At 68.6% G+C, this 16,255-nt stretch carries 11 protein-coding genes and 3 pseudogenes; 2 read left to right on the top strand and 12 right to left on the bottom strand.

Annotated elements, in window-relative coordinates:
• Positions 1–809: 809 nt before the first annotated feature.
• The 6 genes and pseudogenes from ABZX90_RS10635 to ABZX90_RS10610 all read right to left on the bottom strand — a co-directional run.
• Positions 810–5,945 carry a tubulin-like doman-containing protein gene (locus ABZX90_RS10635; RefSeq protein ID WP_355203368.1) on the bottom strand — a complete coding sequence of 1,712 codons (5,136 nt, stop codon included), beginning with the start codon at positions 5,943–5,945 and terminating at the stop codon, positions 810–812.
• A 2-nt stretch (positions 5,946–5,947) separates the two neighbouring features.
• Complete coding sequence (locus tag ABZX90_RS10630; protein ID WP_355203365.1) at positions 5,948–6,931, bottom strand: MoxR family ATPase; 984 nt, start codon at positions 6,929–6,931, stop codon at positions 5,948–5,950.
• A 52-nt stretch (positions 6,932–6,983) separates the two neighbouring features.
• Positions 6,984–8,882 carry a VMAP-related conflict system protein gene (locus tag ABZX90_RS10625; protein WP_355203610.1) on the bottom strand — a complete coding sequence of 633 codons (1,899 nt, stop codon included), beginning with the start codon at positions 8,880–8,882 and terminating at the stop codon, positions 6,984–6,986.
• 72 nt (positions 8,883–8,954) lie between these two features.
• Positions 8,955–9,302, bottom strand: coding sequence for a CU044_2847 family protein (locus ABZX90_RS10620; protein ID WP_355203362.1), 348 nt, complete (start codon positions 9,300–9,302; stop codon positions 8,955–8,957).
• A gap of 122 nt (positions 9,303–9,424) precedes the next feature.
• Positions 9,425–9,862 (bottom strand): annotated as a pseudogene (locus tag ABZX90_RS10615) (response regulator transcription factor); the annotation flags it as partial.
• Positions 9,855–10,809: pseudogene (locus ABZX90_RS10610) on the bottom strand (MFS transporter); the annotation flags it as partial. The pseudogenes ABZX90_RS10610 and ABZX90_RS10615, both read right to left, overlap by 8 nt.
• Before the next feature lie 98 nt (positions 10,810–10,907).
• On the opposite strand from ABZX90_RS10610, the pseudogene ABZX90_RS10605 reads away from it, so the two are divergent.
• Positions 10,908–11,393 (top strand): annotated as a pseudogene (locus tag ABZX90_RS10605) (DUF5937 family protein); the annotation flags it as partial.
• 36 nt (positions 11,394–11,429) lie between these two features.
• On the opposite strand, the gene ABZX90_RS10600 reads toward ABZX90_RS10605, so the two are convergent.
• On the bottom strand, positions 11,430–11,978 hold the full coding sequence (locus ABZX90_RS10600; RefSeq protein ID WP_355203359.1) for a DUF1062 domain-containing protein: 549 nt from the start codon (positions 11,976–11,978) through the stop codon (positions 11,430–11,432).
• A 350-nt stretch (positions 11,979–12,328) separates the two neighbouring features.
• Positions 12,329–12,475 (bottom strand): hypothetical protein, encoded by a 147-nt coding sequence (locus ABZX90_RS10595; RefSeq protein ID WP_355203356.1) that lies wholly within the window; start codon positions 12,473–12,475, stop codon positions 12,329–12,331.
• 2 nt (positions 12,476–12,477) lie between these two features.
• Here ABZX90_RS10595 and ABZX90_RS10590 point away from each other — a divergent pair, with 2 nt between their 5' ends.
• Complete coding sequence (locus ABZX90_RS10590) at positions 12,478–12,804, top strand: hypothetical protein (RefSeq protein ID WP_351131257.1); 327 nt, start codon at positions 12,478–12,480, stop codon at positions 12,802–12,804.
• Positions 12,805–12,959: 155 nt separating this feature from the next.
• Here the strand turns inward: ABZX90_RS10590 and ABZX90_RS10585 are convergent, their stop codons facing one another.
• The 4 genes from ABZX90_RS10585 to ABZX90_RS10570 all read right to left on the bottom strand — a co-directional run bounded on the left by ABZX90_RS10585 (position 12,960) and on the right by ABZX90_RS10570 (position 16,198).
• Positions 12,960–13,259 (bottom strand): hypothetical protein, encoded by a 300-nt coding sequence (locus ABZX90_RS10585; protein ID WP_355203353.1) that lies wholly within the window; start codon positions 13,257–13,259, stop codon positions 12,960–12,962.
• 818 nt (positions 13,260–14,077) lie between these two features.
• On the bottom strand, positions 14,078–14,395 hold the full coding sequence (locus tag ABZX90_RS10580; RefSeq protein ID WP_351131255.1) for a hypothetical protein: 318 nt from the start codon (positions 14,393–14,395) through the stop codon (positions 14,078–14,080).
• Positions 14,396–14,606: 211 nt separating this feature from the next.
• Positions 14,607–15,782 (bottom strand): DUF6596 domain-containing protein, encoded by a 1,176-nt coding sequence (locus ABZX90_RS10575; RefSeq protein WP_355203607.1) that lies wholly within the window; start codon positions 15,780–15,782, stop codon positions 14,607–14,609.
• Between the two features lie 8 nt (positions 15,783–15,790).
• Positions 15,791–16,198 (bottom strand): YciI family protein, encoded by a 408-nt coding sequence (locus ABZX90_RS10570; protein ID WP_351131254.1) that lies wholly within the window; start codon positions 16,196–16,198, stop codon positions 15,791–15,793.
• Positions 16,199–16,255: the final 57 nt, after the last annotated feature.

Raw genomic sequence — 16,255 nt, 5'->3', positions numbered from 1 at the left:
ACCCGTACCCGGACGGTACCCGCCAGGGACAAAGAGGCGACGGGTCGGCGCCCGTCAGTCCTGGTCGGCCAGCGTCGTCCGGAACTCCTGGGCCCTCAGCTTGTTCTTTATCTAGCGGTGTCGAAATGCGCCTCGAACTTGGCTGCTCACCTGGGCATTTGCCAGACATGGCAACAGCCTTCGCTTGATCCTGTGCTCCGTCACAGAGATACGGGATCAACCGAAGGCCGTTGTCATGAGTGTGGGGTCCGGGAGCGGTGGATCGTCTACGCCGGCCTCGCCCTTGTCTCCACCTGGTTCCTCCTGATCGGAGGCTGGCAGTTCGCCTGCCCGCCGTCGACGCAGGATTCGACGCCTACAACGCCATCTCCGATGGCAAGGATGCCCCAGGCGGCTACGGCGTCGAGCCGGAATGGGTGTGCTTTCAACCCGTCGTCGCGGCCGACGGCATCGCCGTGCTCGCCTCCACCGCCGAACAGCCCCTCAGAATAGGGCTGTCCACCGTGCGCCTGGTCCCCATCGGCACAGCCCCGGCAGCCGCACGTGCACCGACTTCATTGCCTTTCGGTGACTGGGACGACGTCCTCTCAGCGAACTGGGCCTGATCGACGCGGCCCGTCTTGGGACGTCACACCGTTGGATGTGACCTTCCGCCGCCGGCCGATCGTCCGAAGTTGCACAGAGCCGGGCGCGAGAAGTCTCCGTTGCCGCAAGGCGATTAGCGGCCAGTCGCCTCGCGCCACCGCGCGGTAGCAGCACCGCCTTTCTGGCCGCCACGGTCGTCTTCGTCGCAGCCCTCTTCTTCGCGGTCACGGTTCGCCCCCTTCTTCCCTGTCGTCTGTCGGCCAATCGTCCGTGTCCCAGGGGAAATCGCCGTTGCTGCGATCAACCCCCTGAGACTCGCCGGTCTCTTCCTCCCACGGCTCCGCGCCCTCCTCGAAAGACTCCGCCGCTTCATCGTCGGGGTTTCGATCGCGAGCACCTGACCAACCCCGGCTCTGACCTCGGTCGAGATCGCGCAGGTTGCCTGCGAGAAACGGCCCGGATCCCGAGAAGGGAAGGTCCAGGGCACTGGGGAAGGTGTTCTCCCAGAAGTGCCGCAACGGGACGAGCCATGAATCGTCCGCCCGTCCGGACTCCCTGGCCAGGCCGTCCAACAACGTGACCTGTGACGGGGCCACTTCGTGGACCAGCGTCATGAAGAGCCGTGAGGGCGAGACAGGGGCGGTGGTAAGACCTTCGGGCCGGGTCGCCATCAGCACACCGCCATAGGCCTCGGTGACGTCGGCCTCGTCCAGCAGTACCCACCGCTCATACGCGCGCAGCAGCCCGACCCAGGCGGAGACCCCCGCGGCGTACCCGTCCAGACGGAGCGTCACCCCTGGCCCGTCGTTGCGGCTGTCCGCCTGCAGCCGGACGCGGACGCTCCGGGGCGACGCGACATCGCCTTCGACGACGTCCACCTGGCCGTTCCACATGGCGCACAGCAGGTGGTGCAGGATGTACCGCCGGTCCGTCTCCGTGCTGGTCGGCCAGTTGTCGCGGTATCCGAGCCGCTGACGCCACCTCAGCATGTCCTCGGCCCGCTCGTCATCCGTGGCTCTGACCCACTGCCTGAGCACCTTGCGGACCTCGGGCACATCATTGAGGCTCATCTCGCTGCGGAGAAGCACCACGGTAATCGAATCAGTGTCCTCCCCTCGGAACTCGATGGACCCCACACCGTTCCCCGGCAGCCGAAGAATCCGGCGCAGGTATTCCTCCGCCGCGTTCTTGGTACCGACGTGCGGGTGGCGAACCAGGATTTTCAGCGGCCCTGTGCCGTCCGGGACGAAGCCGTGCGGAAGCAGAGCGGCGAGCTTGAGTCCGAACTGCTCGACGGCGCCCTTGGACACCTCCTCGGTAGCGTTCTCCACTCCGGCCGCAACCCTGAGCAACGTCGCCATGGACGGCAGGAGAGGCCGCCGGCGCGTTGGTGTCGCGCGCTCCTGGAGAAGCGTCCGGATTTGTTCTGCGAGCACGGTTTTGACAGCGTCGACGGCGGACCGCGGGTTGCGCCGACCCATGGTGTACGCGGCCTGCCAGCGGTCCCCGTCGATCAGCTTCATTGGCAGCAGTGCCTCGTCGTCACCGTCGCGCAGGTCGGCTCGCTCGGTCAGACGTACTCGCAGGTCGTCATAGAAGGCGTCCAGGTTTCTCTGCGGCGGCAGCAGGAACGCGACGCCGGAGCGGTCACCGTACAGCTGTTGAACATACTCGGCGAAGGCCCGGGGTTCGTGATCGGCGTGCTCGCGGAACGCGTCGACCAGCCGCGTCAACTCCTCGTGGGCCGCTGTGAGGGCAGGGCGCCAGCGCTCCCGTTGCGCCCGCCAGGCCTGGTGCCAGATCGTCCCGCTGCGCCACCGGTACCAGCGGTCCTGTTCCTCGAGCGCCGCCACCACTTCGTCGTCACCCCAGCGTGGCCTGGACAACCCGCCGAGCCTGCGCTGGATCCGCGACACGAGCGGGGGGTGCGCCTCCACCCCAGGAGGCCTCGCGGGCTCGCGGCTGCGGTTGTCCAGCATGCCGAGAAAGCCGAGTGCCGTGACCGGATCCCGGTCGCCGGGAACACCGTTGAGGATCTGCTCGACCTGGAACGGATCCATGCGGTGCAGCAGCCGCTCGACCGTCACCCGGGGAGCGAACTGCTCGGCGAGAATCGGGGCGCGGCGGGTGACCCGGTGCTCCAAGTCTCTGAGCAGGATCTCCATTTCGGCGATCCGATCGCGCAGAACCTGTTCGATGGCGGCGCCACCACGTGGCACCGGGTCGGGTTCGGGCACGGGCAGGGAACCACGGTTCCACAGGTCGCCCAGGCCGGAGTCGATGAATGTCTGCCGGATGATGGAGGCGTACTCGTGGTAGGGCCTCGCCACCGGGCCGCTCAGGCGGCGTACCGACGCCGCCAGCAACCGCGTGGAGAACATCTCGGCCAGCTCGTCCACCGGCGTGGTCATGGATGCGACCAGGCTGGTGGACGCGCCTCGGGCACCGATGCCGGAGCTGGTCCGCATCCCGCGGTGCAGACCGTGATCGACGAAGCTGCGGCTGAAGGTGGGGTGGTCTTCGGTCCGGGAGACGTTGGCCCCACTGCCGCCGCTCGGTTCGGTGCCGACGAGCGACATCACCAGCGAGACGACGGAGCTGCGCAGGTCGTCCTGGTGGATTCCGGCGGTCCCGCTGAACAGGAACGCGGTGGGCACCGTGGCGGGGCGCAGCCGAATCGGATACGCGTTCCCCGGGTAGCGGATGCCCCGCGGGGGATCACTGAGATCGCTGTCGAGATCGTGCTCATCGGCCGGCGCGTTCTGCTCGTCCACGAGATGGAACAGATCCACCAAGGCCCGTGCGGCATTGAGGTCCGCCTCCCGGCCACCCCCCGCCGAGGCGGGGAACGCTGATGGCATCACGACAAGGGGGTGGATTCGCGCTCCGGGGAAGCCCTTGACTCTGAACGCCTCACCGATCAGATGCAGATAGTCCAGGAAGATCCCGGCCCCGGTGCCTCCGGCGACCGAGAACGCCACGAACACGTCGCAGCCAAAGTTCTGTCCCCCGCCGAGATCTCTGATCTCGGCGACCGACCTGCCGATGGAGTCGACGGCCTCCAACAGCGGCCCCATCACGGGGTCCAGGCCGTGTCGCAGTGTGCCGAACAGAGCGGCACGCCCGACCGTGGGCAGTTGGCCGGCGCCGAAGCGCAGCGGTGTGACCCGGGGCTCGTTCACGTTCGGCGGCAACCAGTCCTGGACCTCGTCTCGCATGGTCAGCCGCAGCAAGCGGGTGATCTCCGGCGAGCTGTCGGGCTCGGGGAGGAGATCGTGGGTGGCCCGTGCTGTGCCGGCGTAGGCGGGGCGCAGGGAGTTCTCGACGCTCAGATGCGGCAGTCCGGCCAGTTCGGACTGGCTGAAATCCGCGTAGACGAACTGTAGGACGTTCGGCAGCTGGTGGGGCACCATGCCGGGGTGGCCGCCGAGTGCCCTGCCGTCAGGTCCGCACAGTGCGCGACGGAAGCCGGCCTCCAGTTCGGCCCCGATCTGGCAACCGACGCCGCCCAGGCCCACGAAGAGCATGGGCTGGAACAACTTGGAGACAGGGGTTGGTGGTGTGCGCATGGTGAACGTCCGTGCGGGCATCCTCGGACGCGGGTCCACCTGGTCGTCCTGCCCGCTCGTCTCGTCCTCGCTCGGTGGTTCGGCCGGCGGCGACGGGGCCTCTTCGGCGGACCTCGTCGAAGGTCCTGCCGTGAGGTCCTGTTCTTCCGTGAGGCCCTGTTCCTCCGTGAGGTCCTGCGTGAAGCCCAGACGTCGCAGGACCTCCGGTGGCAGGCCGGCGAACGGCCGCTCTTCCACACCGAGCGAATGATGGCCCGATCCCCACGGCAGCCGCAGCAGCGCGGCGGTGTCCCGGGTATGGCCCATGCGCGCCCCGACATAGCGGGAGACCTCCTCGCACACCTGCCTCATCTCGGATGCGCGCATGGTCCCGAGCAGCACATCCCGTACTCCGGCGACGAAGTCGTACGACGCTTCTTCCAGTGAGCCGGCCTCGTTCTGTCGCATCAGCAGGCCACTGACGAACACTTCCGCCAGATGCGCCGGCCGTGGGGACTTCACCATCACCCGCTGCACCAGGCGCATCACGGGCAGCGTCAGAGGTACGGCAGCGAAGTAGCCTGCCAGCCGGAAGGCCTCTGGGGACGCCGTGGCCCTGAATCTCTTCACCAACTCGATCGGGGAGGTCGGCTCCCGCACACTGGACGGCGTCGGCCAGGCAGGTTCCGGCCGGTCGTTGCTTCGGGGGCGCCCCGGCCCGACCAGTGCCACCATCCCGTCCACGCCGCCGTACGCCGTCCCGGTGACGAGCCGGGCCCAGGACTTCAGCCACGCGGGTTCGATCTCCAGGACCGGCACGGGCATGCCCTGGGGCGGCGGGCTGCCGGGGAGAAGGTCATGGTGCTCGACTCTGAGCCGCGGATTGGGAATCCCGGGTTCACCCGCGTGGATGCGGGCCGACACGGGACGGACTCCCGAGCGGTGCCACAAGCGCTGCGGCAACGGCTGCAGAACGGCCAGCGGCCCTTTGCGGCCCCACAGGCCGAGCACCCTGTCCGCCTCGCCGGATCGCCACGTGCCGTCGATACAGTCGCTGACCACCCATACGGCTTGGCGGCCCGAGGGGTCGATCAGCTCGCGCGGGTCGTGCAACGGTGCGGAGGAGAGAGCGCGGGAGCGGATGCCGAGTCGGCCGTCGTTCCCCTGTTGCAGGTGCCAGAGACGGATGTCCCTGAAGGCCCCGAGACCCTCCATCAGTGTTCGCAGTTCCTGGACGAGGGAATGCCACACCAGCATCGAGGGGCCGCCATCCACGACGATCACCAGGCTGAGCCAGCGCTCGGGCGCCGGGAGAAGCCGTGGCAGCACCACCTGTTCCTCGGCGATACGGTCCGCGGTGGCCTGCTCGTCGACAATGACGTGCCGGGTGGACGCAACGTTCCGCTTGAGTGGGCGTAGCGCCCGCAGCAGGTCGAGCCCTCCCGGCAGAGCGGCTGCCGCCGGAGCCCGGACCGCGACCGCCGGCACCACCGGTCCGGATCCGGCTGTATCGCGGGGGCGTGCAGCGTACAGGTCCCCCGGGACCGGGGGCGGCTCCGGGGGCGGGGCTACGGCGTCCGGCCCGGCCGGGGGCTCGGGTCCGGAGGGGAGGGGTTCGGCCGGGCTGGACGTCGGAGCCTCGCTCGCCGCGGCGGGCTCGGTTGCGTCCGTTGAGGACGGGAGTCCGTGCGGGGGCTCGCTGCCCTGCTGTGCCTCGATCCGGGCCGCCAGCCAGAGCGCCTCCGCCACCTCGGTGGGAGAGGCCTCGATATCAGCCCCGGCCAGTGCGCCCAAGAGTCGCTCGACGGTCATGACTACGCGGAGGGCGATTGGAGATAGCGCATCAGTTTGTCGGCCAGTTCCTCCCGTCCTCGCCCCTCCTCCCGAACGGTGTGGAAGGTCATGTAGATCGCGTTGAGGAGTTGGTCTGTCGCCAGGTCGCCGTGCTGTTGCCGCTCCACGAACCGGTCCACCAGGTCAGCAGCGGTCGAACTCATCTCCTCGCCGAGCCTCGCCCGCACGATCTGCATGAGTCGCTGACGCGTGGGTGACGGGATCTCCACCGGTGTGCAACGGCGCAGGAAGGCAGGTGGGAATTCCCGTTCGCCGTTGCTGGTGAGGACGATGACGGGAAACGCGCTGCACCGCACATGTCCTCGCTCCACCGGCACGAGGGTCTCCCCGTCGGCCGTGCTGACCTGCACCGTCGGTTGATCGCGGGCTGCCCGAACAAGTTCGGGGATGCCGTATTCGCCCTCTTCGAAAACAGTGAGGAGGTCGTTGGGCAGGTCGATGTCACTCTTGTCGATCTCGTCGACGAGCAGCACCCGTGGGCGTGCCCAGGGCAGCAGGGCGGTGCCCAGCGGGCCGAGTGTGATGTACCGGCCGATGTCCGTTTCCGTGTGAGGCTTCTTGAGCCCCACGTCGTGCAGCCGACTGATGGCGTCGTATTTGTACAGTCCGTCCTGCAAGGTGGACCGACTGGTGATCGGCCAACGCAGTACCGGTCCCAGCCCCAGCTCATGTGCCAGAGCCAGTGCCAGGTTCGACTTGCCCACGCCCGGCTTCCCGGTGACCAGCAGGGGGCGGCGCAGGTAGAGGGCGGCATTCACGAGGTCCAGTACGTCGGGATCCGCTTGATAGGAGGCGGCGCGCATGAGGTCGGCTGGTCTCCAGCCGCTGGTCACGGGCGGCAGCATCGGTCCTCCGTCGAAGATCCGCCACTGCGGTGGTTCGGGCAGGGCGTCGATGCCGTCGTGCGGCTCGTTCGTCCCCCGGAAGATCCGCCAATCGCTCACGTCCGCTGTGCTCCTTCGCCAAGTCTGTCCGCCGAAGCCGTCATGGTGTGCCCTACCGTCCCTGGGCGGGGGCTGCCAAGGCGGTGCCGTCCGCCGGGGACCAGCGGGTGGGGTCGTCCCACAACAGCGTGAGTCCTCGGCCGCAGTGGTCTGTCCCCTGGTCCTGAGCCCGTGCCTCGAGCCGCAGCATCTTCACCAGTTGGGGGAGGTCGGACAGCGACGTGTCGGCCAGCTGCTGGGCCACCGCCGCCAGGAACCGGTCACCGGTACACGGCGTCGGAGCACTCGTCGAGCCGATGTCGGCGCCGTCGGCAGGACCGGATGCCGGCCCGGTTTCGCGGGCACGGCCGGACGCGATGTCGGCATGCTCCGGACACTCGACACGTGGCCAGATCGCCGCCGGTACTCCCGCGTACAGGGCCGCCTGGAGCGCCAGTTTCCCCGCTTTGCTGTCCGGCTGATAGGAGACCGCCAGTACGGCCAATGACTGCGCCGTCTGGAACGACGCGAACAACTTGTCGATGGTGTCCGCGTTGCGGCAGTCGACCCAGTCCATGGTCGGCCGTGAGCCATCGGAGACCTCGGAGTGCAGGTTTCTCCAGCGTCTCTCCCAGTGGCCGTGGGTCTCTCCCGGCCGGTCCAGGGCGCGCAGTACCACCATGAACTGCGTGCCCAAAGGCGCCCAGTCCTTGCCCAGGTTCCACTCGTCCACGTTCGCTCTGTGCAGCATGCTGCTCGGGAAGGTGAATTCCACCACGAGATCGTCGGCATGATCTTTGAGCGACTGCACGGCCGCTGGTAGCACTCTCTTGACCTGCTCACGTATCTGAACGAGTGTCATCGAAGTATCCGTGCACAGAACCGGCACCGGCATCTCGTTGACGTCCGGGTATTTCCAGACGCTCAGCAGATGGCGGCGGCGATTGCAGCCGTCCGGTGTCAGGCGGACTTCCACCGCCGACAGACGCGCACGGGGCACGCGGGATCGAGGCCGTTCGGCGGGCGGCGTGTACGACTGGCCGAGCCGGCCCGCGAGCCTGCCGGCAAGATCCATCAGATGTCGCGCCACGGCCTCGACCGGAACGTCCGCTGCCAGCAACTCGACGAGGTGGACCAGCGGATGCACGGCGCCGGGCTGAGCAGGCTGTGCGTCCGCGCACTCACGCAGCACTTCCTCGAAGTCCTCCAGCGGCTTGTCGAGTGCCGGGCCGAGATCACCGACGGCCTGCCAGTACAACGCTGTGGGATCCAACCCGAGTCCCTGCGCAGCTGCTTCCAACGCCTGTCGCTCCGACGCCGACAACAGGTTCCGGTGTGCCGAGTGATGTCGTAGAACGGAGAGCATGCGTGGCCAGGCACTGTTGTGCCGATGCGGATGCTGGTTCTCCTCCCACAGATCGGGAAAGCACTCGCGTACGGCGGATACAGGCACGGCCAACCCGCCATGGGGCCACCCCTCCCTGCGGGTCGTGGTCACCACCGCGCACACACGGCCTTCGCCCGGGACCAGGAGTGGACCCCCGGACATGCCGGGCGCCAGTTCGCCGCCCTTGACCTTCAGTACGCCGTGGCCGTCGAACGCCTGGGGGAACTCGTACTCGACGGTGCTGCCGCCCAGACGCGGCTCACCCTTCTCGTACACCGTGCTGTAGCCAGCGGCATACAACCGGTCTCCGATGGCAGGCATCGTGTCACCCAGCGGCACCCAGAGCTGATCTCGCACCGGCTCGGTCAGTTCGATGACGGCGAGATCCGGGAACGGCCAAAGCCCCTTGCCGTTGTGCACCGGCGGATGTGCGGTCACCACTCCTGTGCAGCCCCCGCCGGGCCAGCTCACCCGCACTCGCTCCACGGCAGACCGTCTCCCGGAATCCGGCTGGGAGGCTCCTACTGCATGGGCACACGTGAGGACTTTGCCGGGCGCGACGAAGAAACCCGTTCCGCCGGGCACGCCTGAACCGGAGACACGAACGACAAAGCGGCCCAGGAAGGTGAGCAGTGAGTTGTAGGTGTCCACCGTTGATCACTGCCCGCCCGGTGCCTCGCCCTTCTGCCACTGCAATCGCACGCGGATGGTCGCCTTGGTGTCGCCGTCGACCAGGAGGCACACCAGGCGTGAGCCTTTCAGGGCCAGTTCGAAGCCGAACTCGACTTCGACAGAGTCGGGATTGGCCGCGGCAACGCCGCGGTGCACATCGGTGGCCACTCCCCGCAATGCGGAGCTGACTGCGGAGAACGAAAGCGTCTCCCGCAACCCGACATTGGTGGGGCCGTCCCCGGAACCGTCTTCCTCATCAGCCACCTGATGGGCCCGGACGAGAACAGTCCCTCCCTCGGGGAGATCGAGCTCGACGAGTTCGGTGTCCTTCACTGTTCCCCCTTCACGCAAGCACCCCCGCTTGCCCCCGTCATTGTGGTGCATTGAGGGCTTTCGGCGTCCCGACTCGGTTCAATTCATCCGGGCAACTCGGCGACCGCGCGGCGGCAGGGGAGTCAGTGGTTGGGCACGCCGCGCGGGCGGATCAGCCCGCTCACGTAGGCCAGGATGGTCGCCTGCACCCGGTCTCGCAGTCCCAGCTTGGTGAGCAGGGCGTTGACCTGCGTTTTGACGGTCCCGGTGGCCACGCCCAGGGTGGCTGCGATCTCCGCGTTGGTCAGGCCCGAGGCGATGTGGAGCAGCACTTCTGTTTCGCGTGGGGTGAGTTGGCCGAGTGCTCCGGTGACGGCAGGCGGTGGGGGCGCGCCCTGGGCGAAGGTGTTGATGAGGCGGCGGGTGACGGCCGGAGCGAGGATCCCCTCGCCGGAGGCCACGACGCGGAGGGCGGAGAGGAGTTCCTCGGGCTGGGCGTCCTTGAGCAGGAAGCCCGAGGCTCCGGCGCAGAGCGCCTCGTACACGTAGGCGTCGAGGTCGAAGGTGGTGAGCACCAGGAGTGCAGACCACGGACACCGTGGCGACGGCCGGGGCACCCCAGCCGTGCCCCAGTGAGGTGGCCGCGAGGAAGCCGAGATAGGACGCGGTGAGTACCACGCCGGCGAGAGCCAGCACGGTCCGCCGGGAGAAGCGGAACATCAGGACGGTGACCGGAACCTGCAGGGTCACCACCAGCACCGTGTTGGCCACGAAAATGGCTGCCGACCACACCAGTGATGCGTGCAACTGTGTCATCAGGACCAGCGGGAGCGCGACTTCTGGGACGTTGAGGCAGAAGACGTAGACCACATTCGCGGCCAGCAGGACACGCATCCGGGGTGCGGGCCCGTCGTCCCTGCCGTTGGCCGGGGCAAGGGCCGGATCCGCATGCAGGTGGACCGACCATGCCAAGGCCGCCGCAGTGAGATAGGCGAGCCCAGTGACGGCTGCCATCGCCTGCAACGCGGTGGTGCCGCCCGCCAGGCATGCGGTCGCAAGGAGCCCGCCCGCGCCCAGGCCTGCGTTGCGCAGGGCGCGGCCTCCCGCGAGAGCGGCGTCGCGTTCCCGGCCGTGAGCGACGGTGGCCACGAGAGCTGCGTGGGCGGCCGGCCATGCCTGGTTGCCGATGCCGAGGAAGAGCACGTCGCGAACAGCCGGACGTGCCCCGCCGGGGTGGCCAGCAGCAGCGCCACGCCCAGCACCCGTACCAGCATCGACGCCGCCAGCGTGCACCTCGGTCCAGCCATCGGCCCACCGCGGGCATGCACACCAGACCCACGACGACGCCGACCGTCATCGCGATGTCGGTGACCGGCGCGGACAACCTCAGCACCGTCACCCCGTAGAGCAGCAGAAAGGGCCGCAGCAGGCCGGTGCCGAGCGCGTCTACGGCCAGGGCGACGGCATAGCGGGGCCCTCCGGAAGCACGGACGAGGGCGCGGGGCCGAATCTTTGTGGTGGGTGCCATGGCGCAAACGGTTCGTTCAACCGCCGGGCCGGCCACGCCGGTTGACGGACACCGTCAACCGGCGCTGCCGCGGGCCATCCGGTCGGTAATGATGAGGGGTGACCTTGAGGATCGACATCAGCGGCCTGCCGTCCGAGCAACTGCGGTTCGCCGCCTCCCCGTTGGCCGAGCTGACCGCGATGCTGCACGTGTTGGCCGAACCCGGGCATCATCCGCAGCTCGCCGGCTGGTCCGGGGATGTCTGGGCCGGGCTCCGGCCGGAGCTGGCCGAGCGGTTGCGGGAGGCGGATTTCCTCTGGCGTTCCTCACAGGCCGACTTCCTGCTCCCCGCCCTCCCTCGGCCGACCCTCGCCGAGGAGTTGGACGACGTGGACCGGATCGACGACGAAACGTATGTGACCGCAGCGCTCGTCACCACGTGCGGCAGCAGCCGGGTCCACTTCGTCGCGTCGTCGCCGCTCAGCGACGCGACCGCGCGCGAGCGGGCTCTGGACCTGGCCCAGGCCCGCGGCGCGCGGCAAGAGGCCTTCGCGGAACGACTGCTCGCGGACCCGGCCGCCGTACGGGCTCGGGTGCGCCACACTCATGTTGCCGGACAGGCCCCTGGTCCCGAGGGGGGCTCAGCGTTTGAGCGTGAAGGTGAAGTCGCCGGAGAGCTTGCCGCTCAGCCGGACTGCCGAAACGAGTCGCCCCTCCGTGACCAGTCTCTCGACCTCGGCCCGCGAAAGACCGCACCCTTCAGCGATCAGACGCACCGGCCGGACAGGGATCCGCGCCGCGAAGCGGACCGAAACGTCGATCACCTCGCGATCCAGGTCATCCGATCCGCCGGTGTCGAGGCGCCAGGCGCTGTCCCAGTCGAGGGCGATGCGATTGCGGCGCCGCACGACCGGATCCTGGAGCAGCTCAGCTGTCAGGCCGAGGTCGTTGTCATGCAGCCGGTCCAGCAGCTCAGGCCGTACGGAGCGCACGTTCGTCCGCTCAAGGACCGTGAGCTTTGCCGTTTCCCCGCAAGTGGTACAGAGCGCGAGGAGCCAGGCGTCGATGAGCTTGTGGTTTGCGTTGACACGGAATTTGCCGCTTGCCCGGAAGCGCTCGGACGCGCACGCGTGGCAACGGCGGAGAACGAGCGGCAGGCAGGTGGGCACGACCACCCAGGTTTTGAGCACAGAAGTACACCGGTTTCAGTGAGAAATCCGCAGCAAAAAGGAGCGCGGCGCACAGGCGCGACGCGCGACGATTCAGCGCTCGGGAGGTCTCACACGGTGTACAACGGCACGTCCTTCGCCAGACGACTGGATTCGGCAGCACGGTAATGGCGCACAGCGGCGCTGCTCCACTGGTTTTCGGGCGCCTCACAGCCGGGACGGTGACGGTGCTGTTCCGGGGGCGGGTTCGCCGTTGTCGGTACCGTCCGGCTTACCAGAGGCAAGTCGTGGCGCCTACGAGAAGGTCACCAAAGTGGTGTCCGGGTCGTCGAAGCCACCGCTGATCCAGCCCCGGGTTGCATCCCACCGGGTCAGCAGCTCCGGCGCTTCATCGGCCCTGCTTTGATCAGGCGGGCCATGGTGCGGGCGGGCCAGGACCAGTGGTCGTCCATTTCCGCCCGGGCGATCTCCGCATCGTAGGCGGTGGCGTCGAACCGGTAGACAGGCAGTTCGGGCACGGGTGCCCGCGGTCACCGCGGGCCTTGCCCTGCTCATCCGCCTCGGCGCGAGCGAGGTTCCAGGCCGCACCCGATTCCTCGATTCCGAGGCCGCCCGCCCTGGTGCGGGTCCGAATCAGCTTGTCGGGCCGGCGACCGGCCGCGTCATGCTGATCGGCCTGCAGTCGCAGGGTGGAGACGGCGAACCGGATCAGGTGCTTGTGTTGGTCCCCAATGCCCAGTCGGGTGAAGCGGCGGTGCAGGGTGGCGGAGTCGTCCGGCAGGGGGCTGTGCTTGACGAACCGACGGAATTCGCTGACCTGCTGAAACGTGGCTCACGACATGCGTAGGTCCCGCGATGAGGCGTAGAGATTCCCAGCGAACTGCGCCTCGTTGGGATAGTTGTCACCACCGACGGCGCGTCTGTAGTCGGTCTGACACCGCCTTGCCGAGGGGAGCAAGACGGTGACCAGGAAGGCTGTACGGAACGCCTTCAGCGCCGGTTTCAGACGTTCGCTATCCAGTTGGCCGGGGTGACCGCCGTAGTGCTGTCGTTGTGCCAGTTCGCCGGGGTGACCGCCGTAGTGCCGTCGGTGTGGAAGTTCGCCGGAGCGACCGCCGACACGCCGTCGTTGTGCCAGTTGGCCGGAGCGACCGCCGTAATGCTGTCACTGTGCCAGTTCGCCGGAGCGACCGCCGCGATGCGGTCCTGGTGCTGGTTGACCGCGGCGACTGCCGGCACAGCAGCGATGGTGGCAACGAAACCGGCTACAACGGTTGCTGCGGCCAGTCGAGAGATCTTCATCCTGACTCCTGTGTGAGTGTGAATTTCGGCCATGTCGATCAAGCCCCGAACTGCTCAGGCTTCCGTCGAACTCGCGGTACGCGTCCCCTGCGTGACCCGAGGCTCGGCTCCGCACACGTCCGGCGTCTCCGGAACTGCGATGGTGCGGAGGTGGTGTCCGTGCGGCTGCGGCACCGAACAGCGAGGCTGCCGTTGACCAGGACGCCGGGGAGCGTGGCGCCATCTATGCCGCCGCCTGGCCGGGACTTCCACAGTGCGCCAAGTCGGGTGTCAGAACTCATGAGCGCCTCCTGCCGCAGTCGCTACGGTTTCCCCCTGAGACGCAGGCGAGCCCCGAGAGTGTGAGACCAACGCCCCGATGTGACCCACATCTCACTGTTCGACGGTGTGTGGTCCACACGCGGACTCAGCCGGTACCCAAGCAAGTTGCCAGGTAAGGCAGTTCAGGCCTGACCGCTGCACGGAGATGCCCGGCCCGCTGAGCCCACGCGGGCATTCCGTCACCTCACGAGCCGCATTTCGTCGGTGCCCCCGCTTCCCGGATGGTGTTGTCCGCCGCTTCCCGGGACCACAGCCCCTGATCGGCCTCGGGGTCCTCAGGCAGAGAGAAGCCACGCCGGGGCGGGACTCCGTCGAAGCGGGTGGCTACGGCTCGCGATCCCTGTCCGTATCCCTGTCCGTATCCCTGTCCGTGCTTGCTTGAGCCTCCCACCGGCCGAAGAGTCACCACTCTGTGTGGCGGGCGGCGCCGGCGCTTCATGGCGCGGGGTATGCGCTGGAGCGCCGGCCGTCGCGTGGGGGCAGCAGCTTCTGCGGGTCTACAAGGCGTGGTGCAGCCAGCGCTGGAGGACGTTGTTCACGTCGGCCGGCAGAGCGCTGAGCTGGTCGATGACGGCACGGTCTTCGGGCATCGGCGGGATGCCGGCGGCGGTGAGTACCGCATGCAGGGCGAGGCGTCGCTGGTCGTGCGGGTCGAGGGTGTAGCTGAGGCGCTGGGCGGGGTTGGGCGGCGGCAGGAAGTAGTCGCCGTCATCGCGGGGCTCGGCCAGTGTCGGCCAGGCGCTGTCGCGGGCCTGTACGGCATAGGGGTCGACGAAGGCGCAGGAACCAAGGCTCTCGTTGCTCCAGGGGGCCATCTCTGTCTCCTCACCGAGTGAATTGCGGAACTACCCATCCAGAGTTCCGCAGCGGCCGCTTCGGTTGCGCTTGCAGCTGTACGTCACGCTGATGGCGCCATCGGCGGGTGATCACCTCGTGTGACCAGCAGACGGCCGTCGGCGCCCTGGACATCCACGACGCACCGAACCCCCTCGAGCGCACCATCCCGTATGAATCGAGCGCGACCCGTCAGCGACGCCTGAGGGCGTTGAGCCGGGCGGCCTGGCGCGTCAGGTGGTCGCGTTCGGCGAGGTTGGGCGCCTTGGGGGCCGCCTCGGCATACAGCCGTGCCGCCGTCGCCAGGTCGCCGTCGCGCTCGTGGAGGTACGCCGCCACCGCGGTGTGCCGGGGCAGCGAGTCGTCCAGTGCCGCCAGCGCCGCCAGACCGGCGCGCGGTCCGTCGGCCTCGCCGACGGCCACCGCGCGGTTGAGCCGGACGACCGGGCTGTCGGTCAGGCGCGCGAGCTCGTCGTACCACTCGACGATCTGCACCCAGTCGGTTTCCTCGGCGGTGAGTGCGTCGGCGTGAAGTGCCGCGATGGCGGCCTGGGCCTGGAACTCGCCCAGCCGGTCGCGGGCGAGAGCCGCCTGCAGGATCTCGACGCCCTCGGCGATCGACTCGGTGTCCCACAGGCCGCGGTCCTGCTCGGCCAGCGGTACCAGGCTTCCGTCGGGCGCGGTCCGGGCGGCGCGCCGGGCGTGGTGGAGCAGCATGAGGGCGAGCAGCCCCGCCACCTCGGGGTGGTCGATCGCGGCCGCGAGCTGCCGGGTGAGCCGGATGGCCTCGGCAACGAGGTCGACGTCGCCGGAGTAGCCCTCATTGAAGACCAGGTAGAGGACGCGGAGCACCGTGGCGACGTCGCCGGGCTGGTCGAACCGTACGCCGGAGACAGTGCGCTTGGCCCGGCTGATGCGCTGCGCCATGGTCGTCTCGGGCACCAGGTAGGCCTGGGCGATCTGGCGGGTGGTCAGCCCTCCGACGGCGCGCAGCGTGAGCGCGACCGCGGAGGACGGCGTGAGCGACGGGTGGGTGCACAGGAAGTAGAGCTGGAGGGTGTCGTCCACCGCGGGCGCGGACCCGGGCGCCGGCTCCTCGTCGACGAGGAGCTCACGCCGGCGGCGGGCGGCGTCCGCCCGGGTCGCGTCGAGGAACCGGCGCCAGGCCACGGTGACCAGCCACCCCTTCGGGTCCCGCACAGGGTCTCCCCCGCTCGAAGAGCTTGGGGAGGGGTCTGCCGACCAGACGCGGACCGCCTCGACCAGCGCGTCCTGTACGGCGTCCTCGGCCGCCGCGAAGTCGGCTCCGCGGCGGACGAGGATCCCGAGCACGCTCGGTGTGAGGCTCCGGAGCAGGACCTCGTCCATCGGTGAGGTCACTCCGTGATGGTGGGCGGTGCGGTCAGGAACGGGCGCAGCTCGAGCCACTCGTGGATCGGCTTCCCACCTGCCCCGGGGGCGGCCGACAGCTCCCCGGCCAGCTCGACGGCGCGCTCGTAGCTGTCGACGTCGATCACCATCCAGCCGGCGATGACGTCCTTGGTCTCGGCGAACGGGCCGTCGGTCACCGGCGGGCGCCCCTCGCCGTCGTACCGGACGAACGTCCCCTCGGGGGCGAGCGCCTGACCGTCGACGAACTCGCCGGTCCCCTCGAGCCGGGTCGCGAAGTCGTGCATGTACTGCATGTGGGCCGAGATCTCCTCCGGCGTCCACTGGTCCATGGGCACGTCGTTGACCGGAGCGGGAGCGCCGCGGTAGTGCTTCAGCAGCAAGTACTTCGCCATCGTGTTTCTCCTCGGTACTGGTGCGACCCATTCTGGTCGCGTTCACTACGGGGACGG

It is taken from the genome of Streptomyces sp. NPDC002935, assembly GCF_040611295.1.
Classification (GTDB): Bacteria; Actinomycetota; Actinomycetes; order Streptomycetales; family Streptomycetaceae; genus Streptomyces.
The sequence above is the reverse complement of the archived record's forward strand: the minus strand, read 5'-3'. Positions and strand labels throughout refer to the sequence as shown.

Excerpts from the sequence above, each read along its gene's own strand:
- ABZX90_RS10635 (WP_355203368.1), bottom strand. The coding sequence starts at position 5,945 with ATGACCGTCGAGCGACTCTTGGGCGCACTGGCCGGGGCTGATATCGAG.
- ABZX90_RS10570 (WP_351131254.1), bottom strand. The coding sequence starts at position 16,198 with ATGGCGAAGTACTTGCTGCTGAAGCACTACCGCGGCGCTCCCGCTCCG.
- ABZX90_RS10585 (WP_355203353.1), bottom strand. The coding sequence starts at position 13,259 with ATGAAGATCTCTCGACTGGCCGCAGCAACCGTTGTAGCCGGTTTCGTT.
- ABZX90_RS10580 (WP_351131255.1), bottom strand. The coding sequence starts at position 14,395 with ATGGCCCCCTGGAGCAACGAGAGCCTTGGTTCCTGCGCCTTCGTCGAC.
- ABZX90_RS10575 (WP_355203607.1), bottom strand. The coding sequence starts at position 15,782 with ATGGACGAGGTCCTGCTCCGGAGCCTCACACCGAGCGTGCTCGGGATC.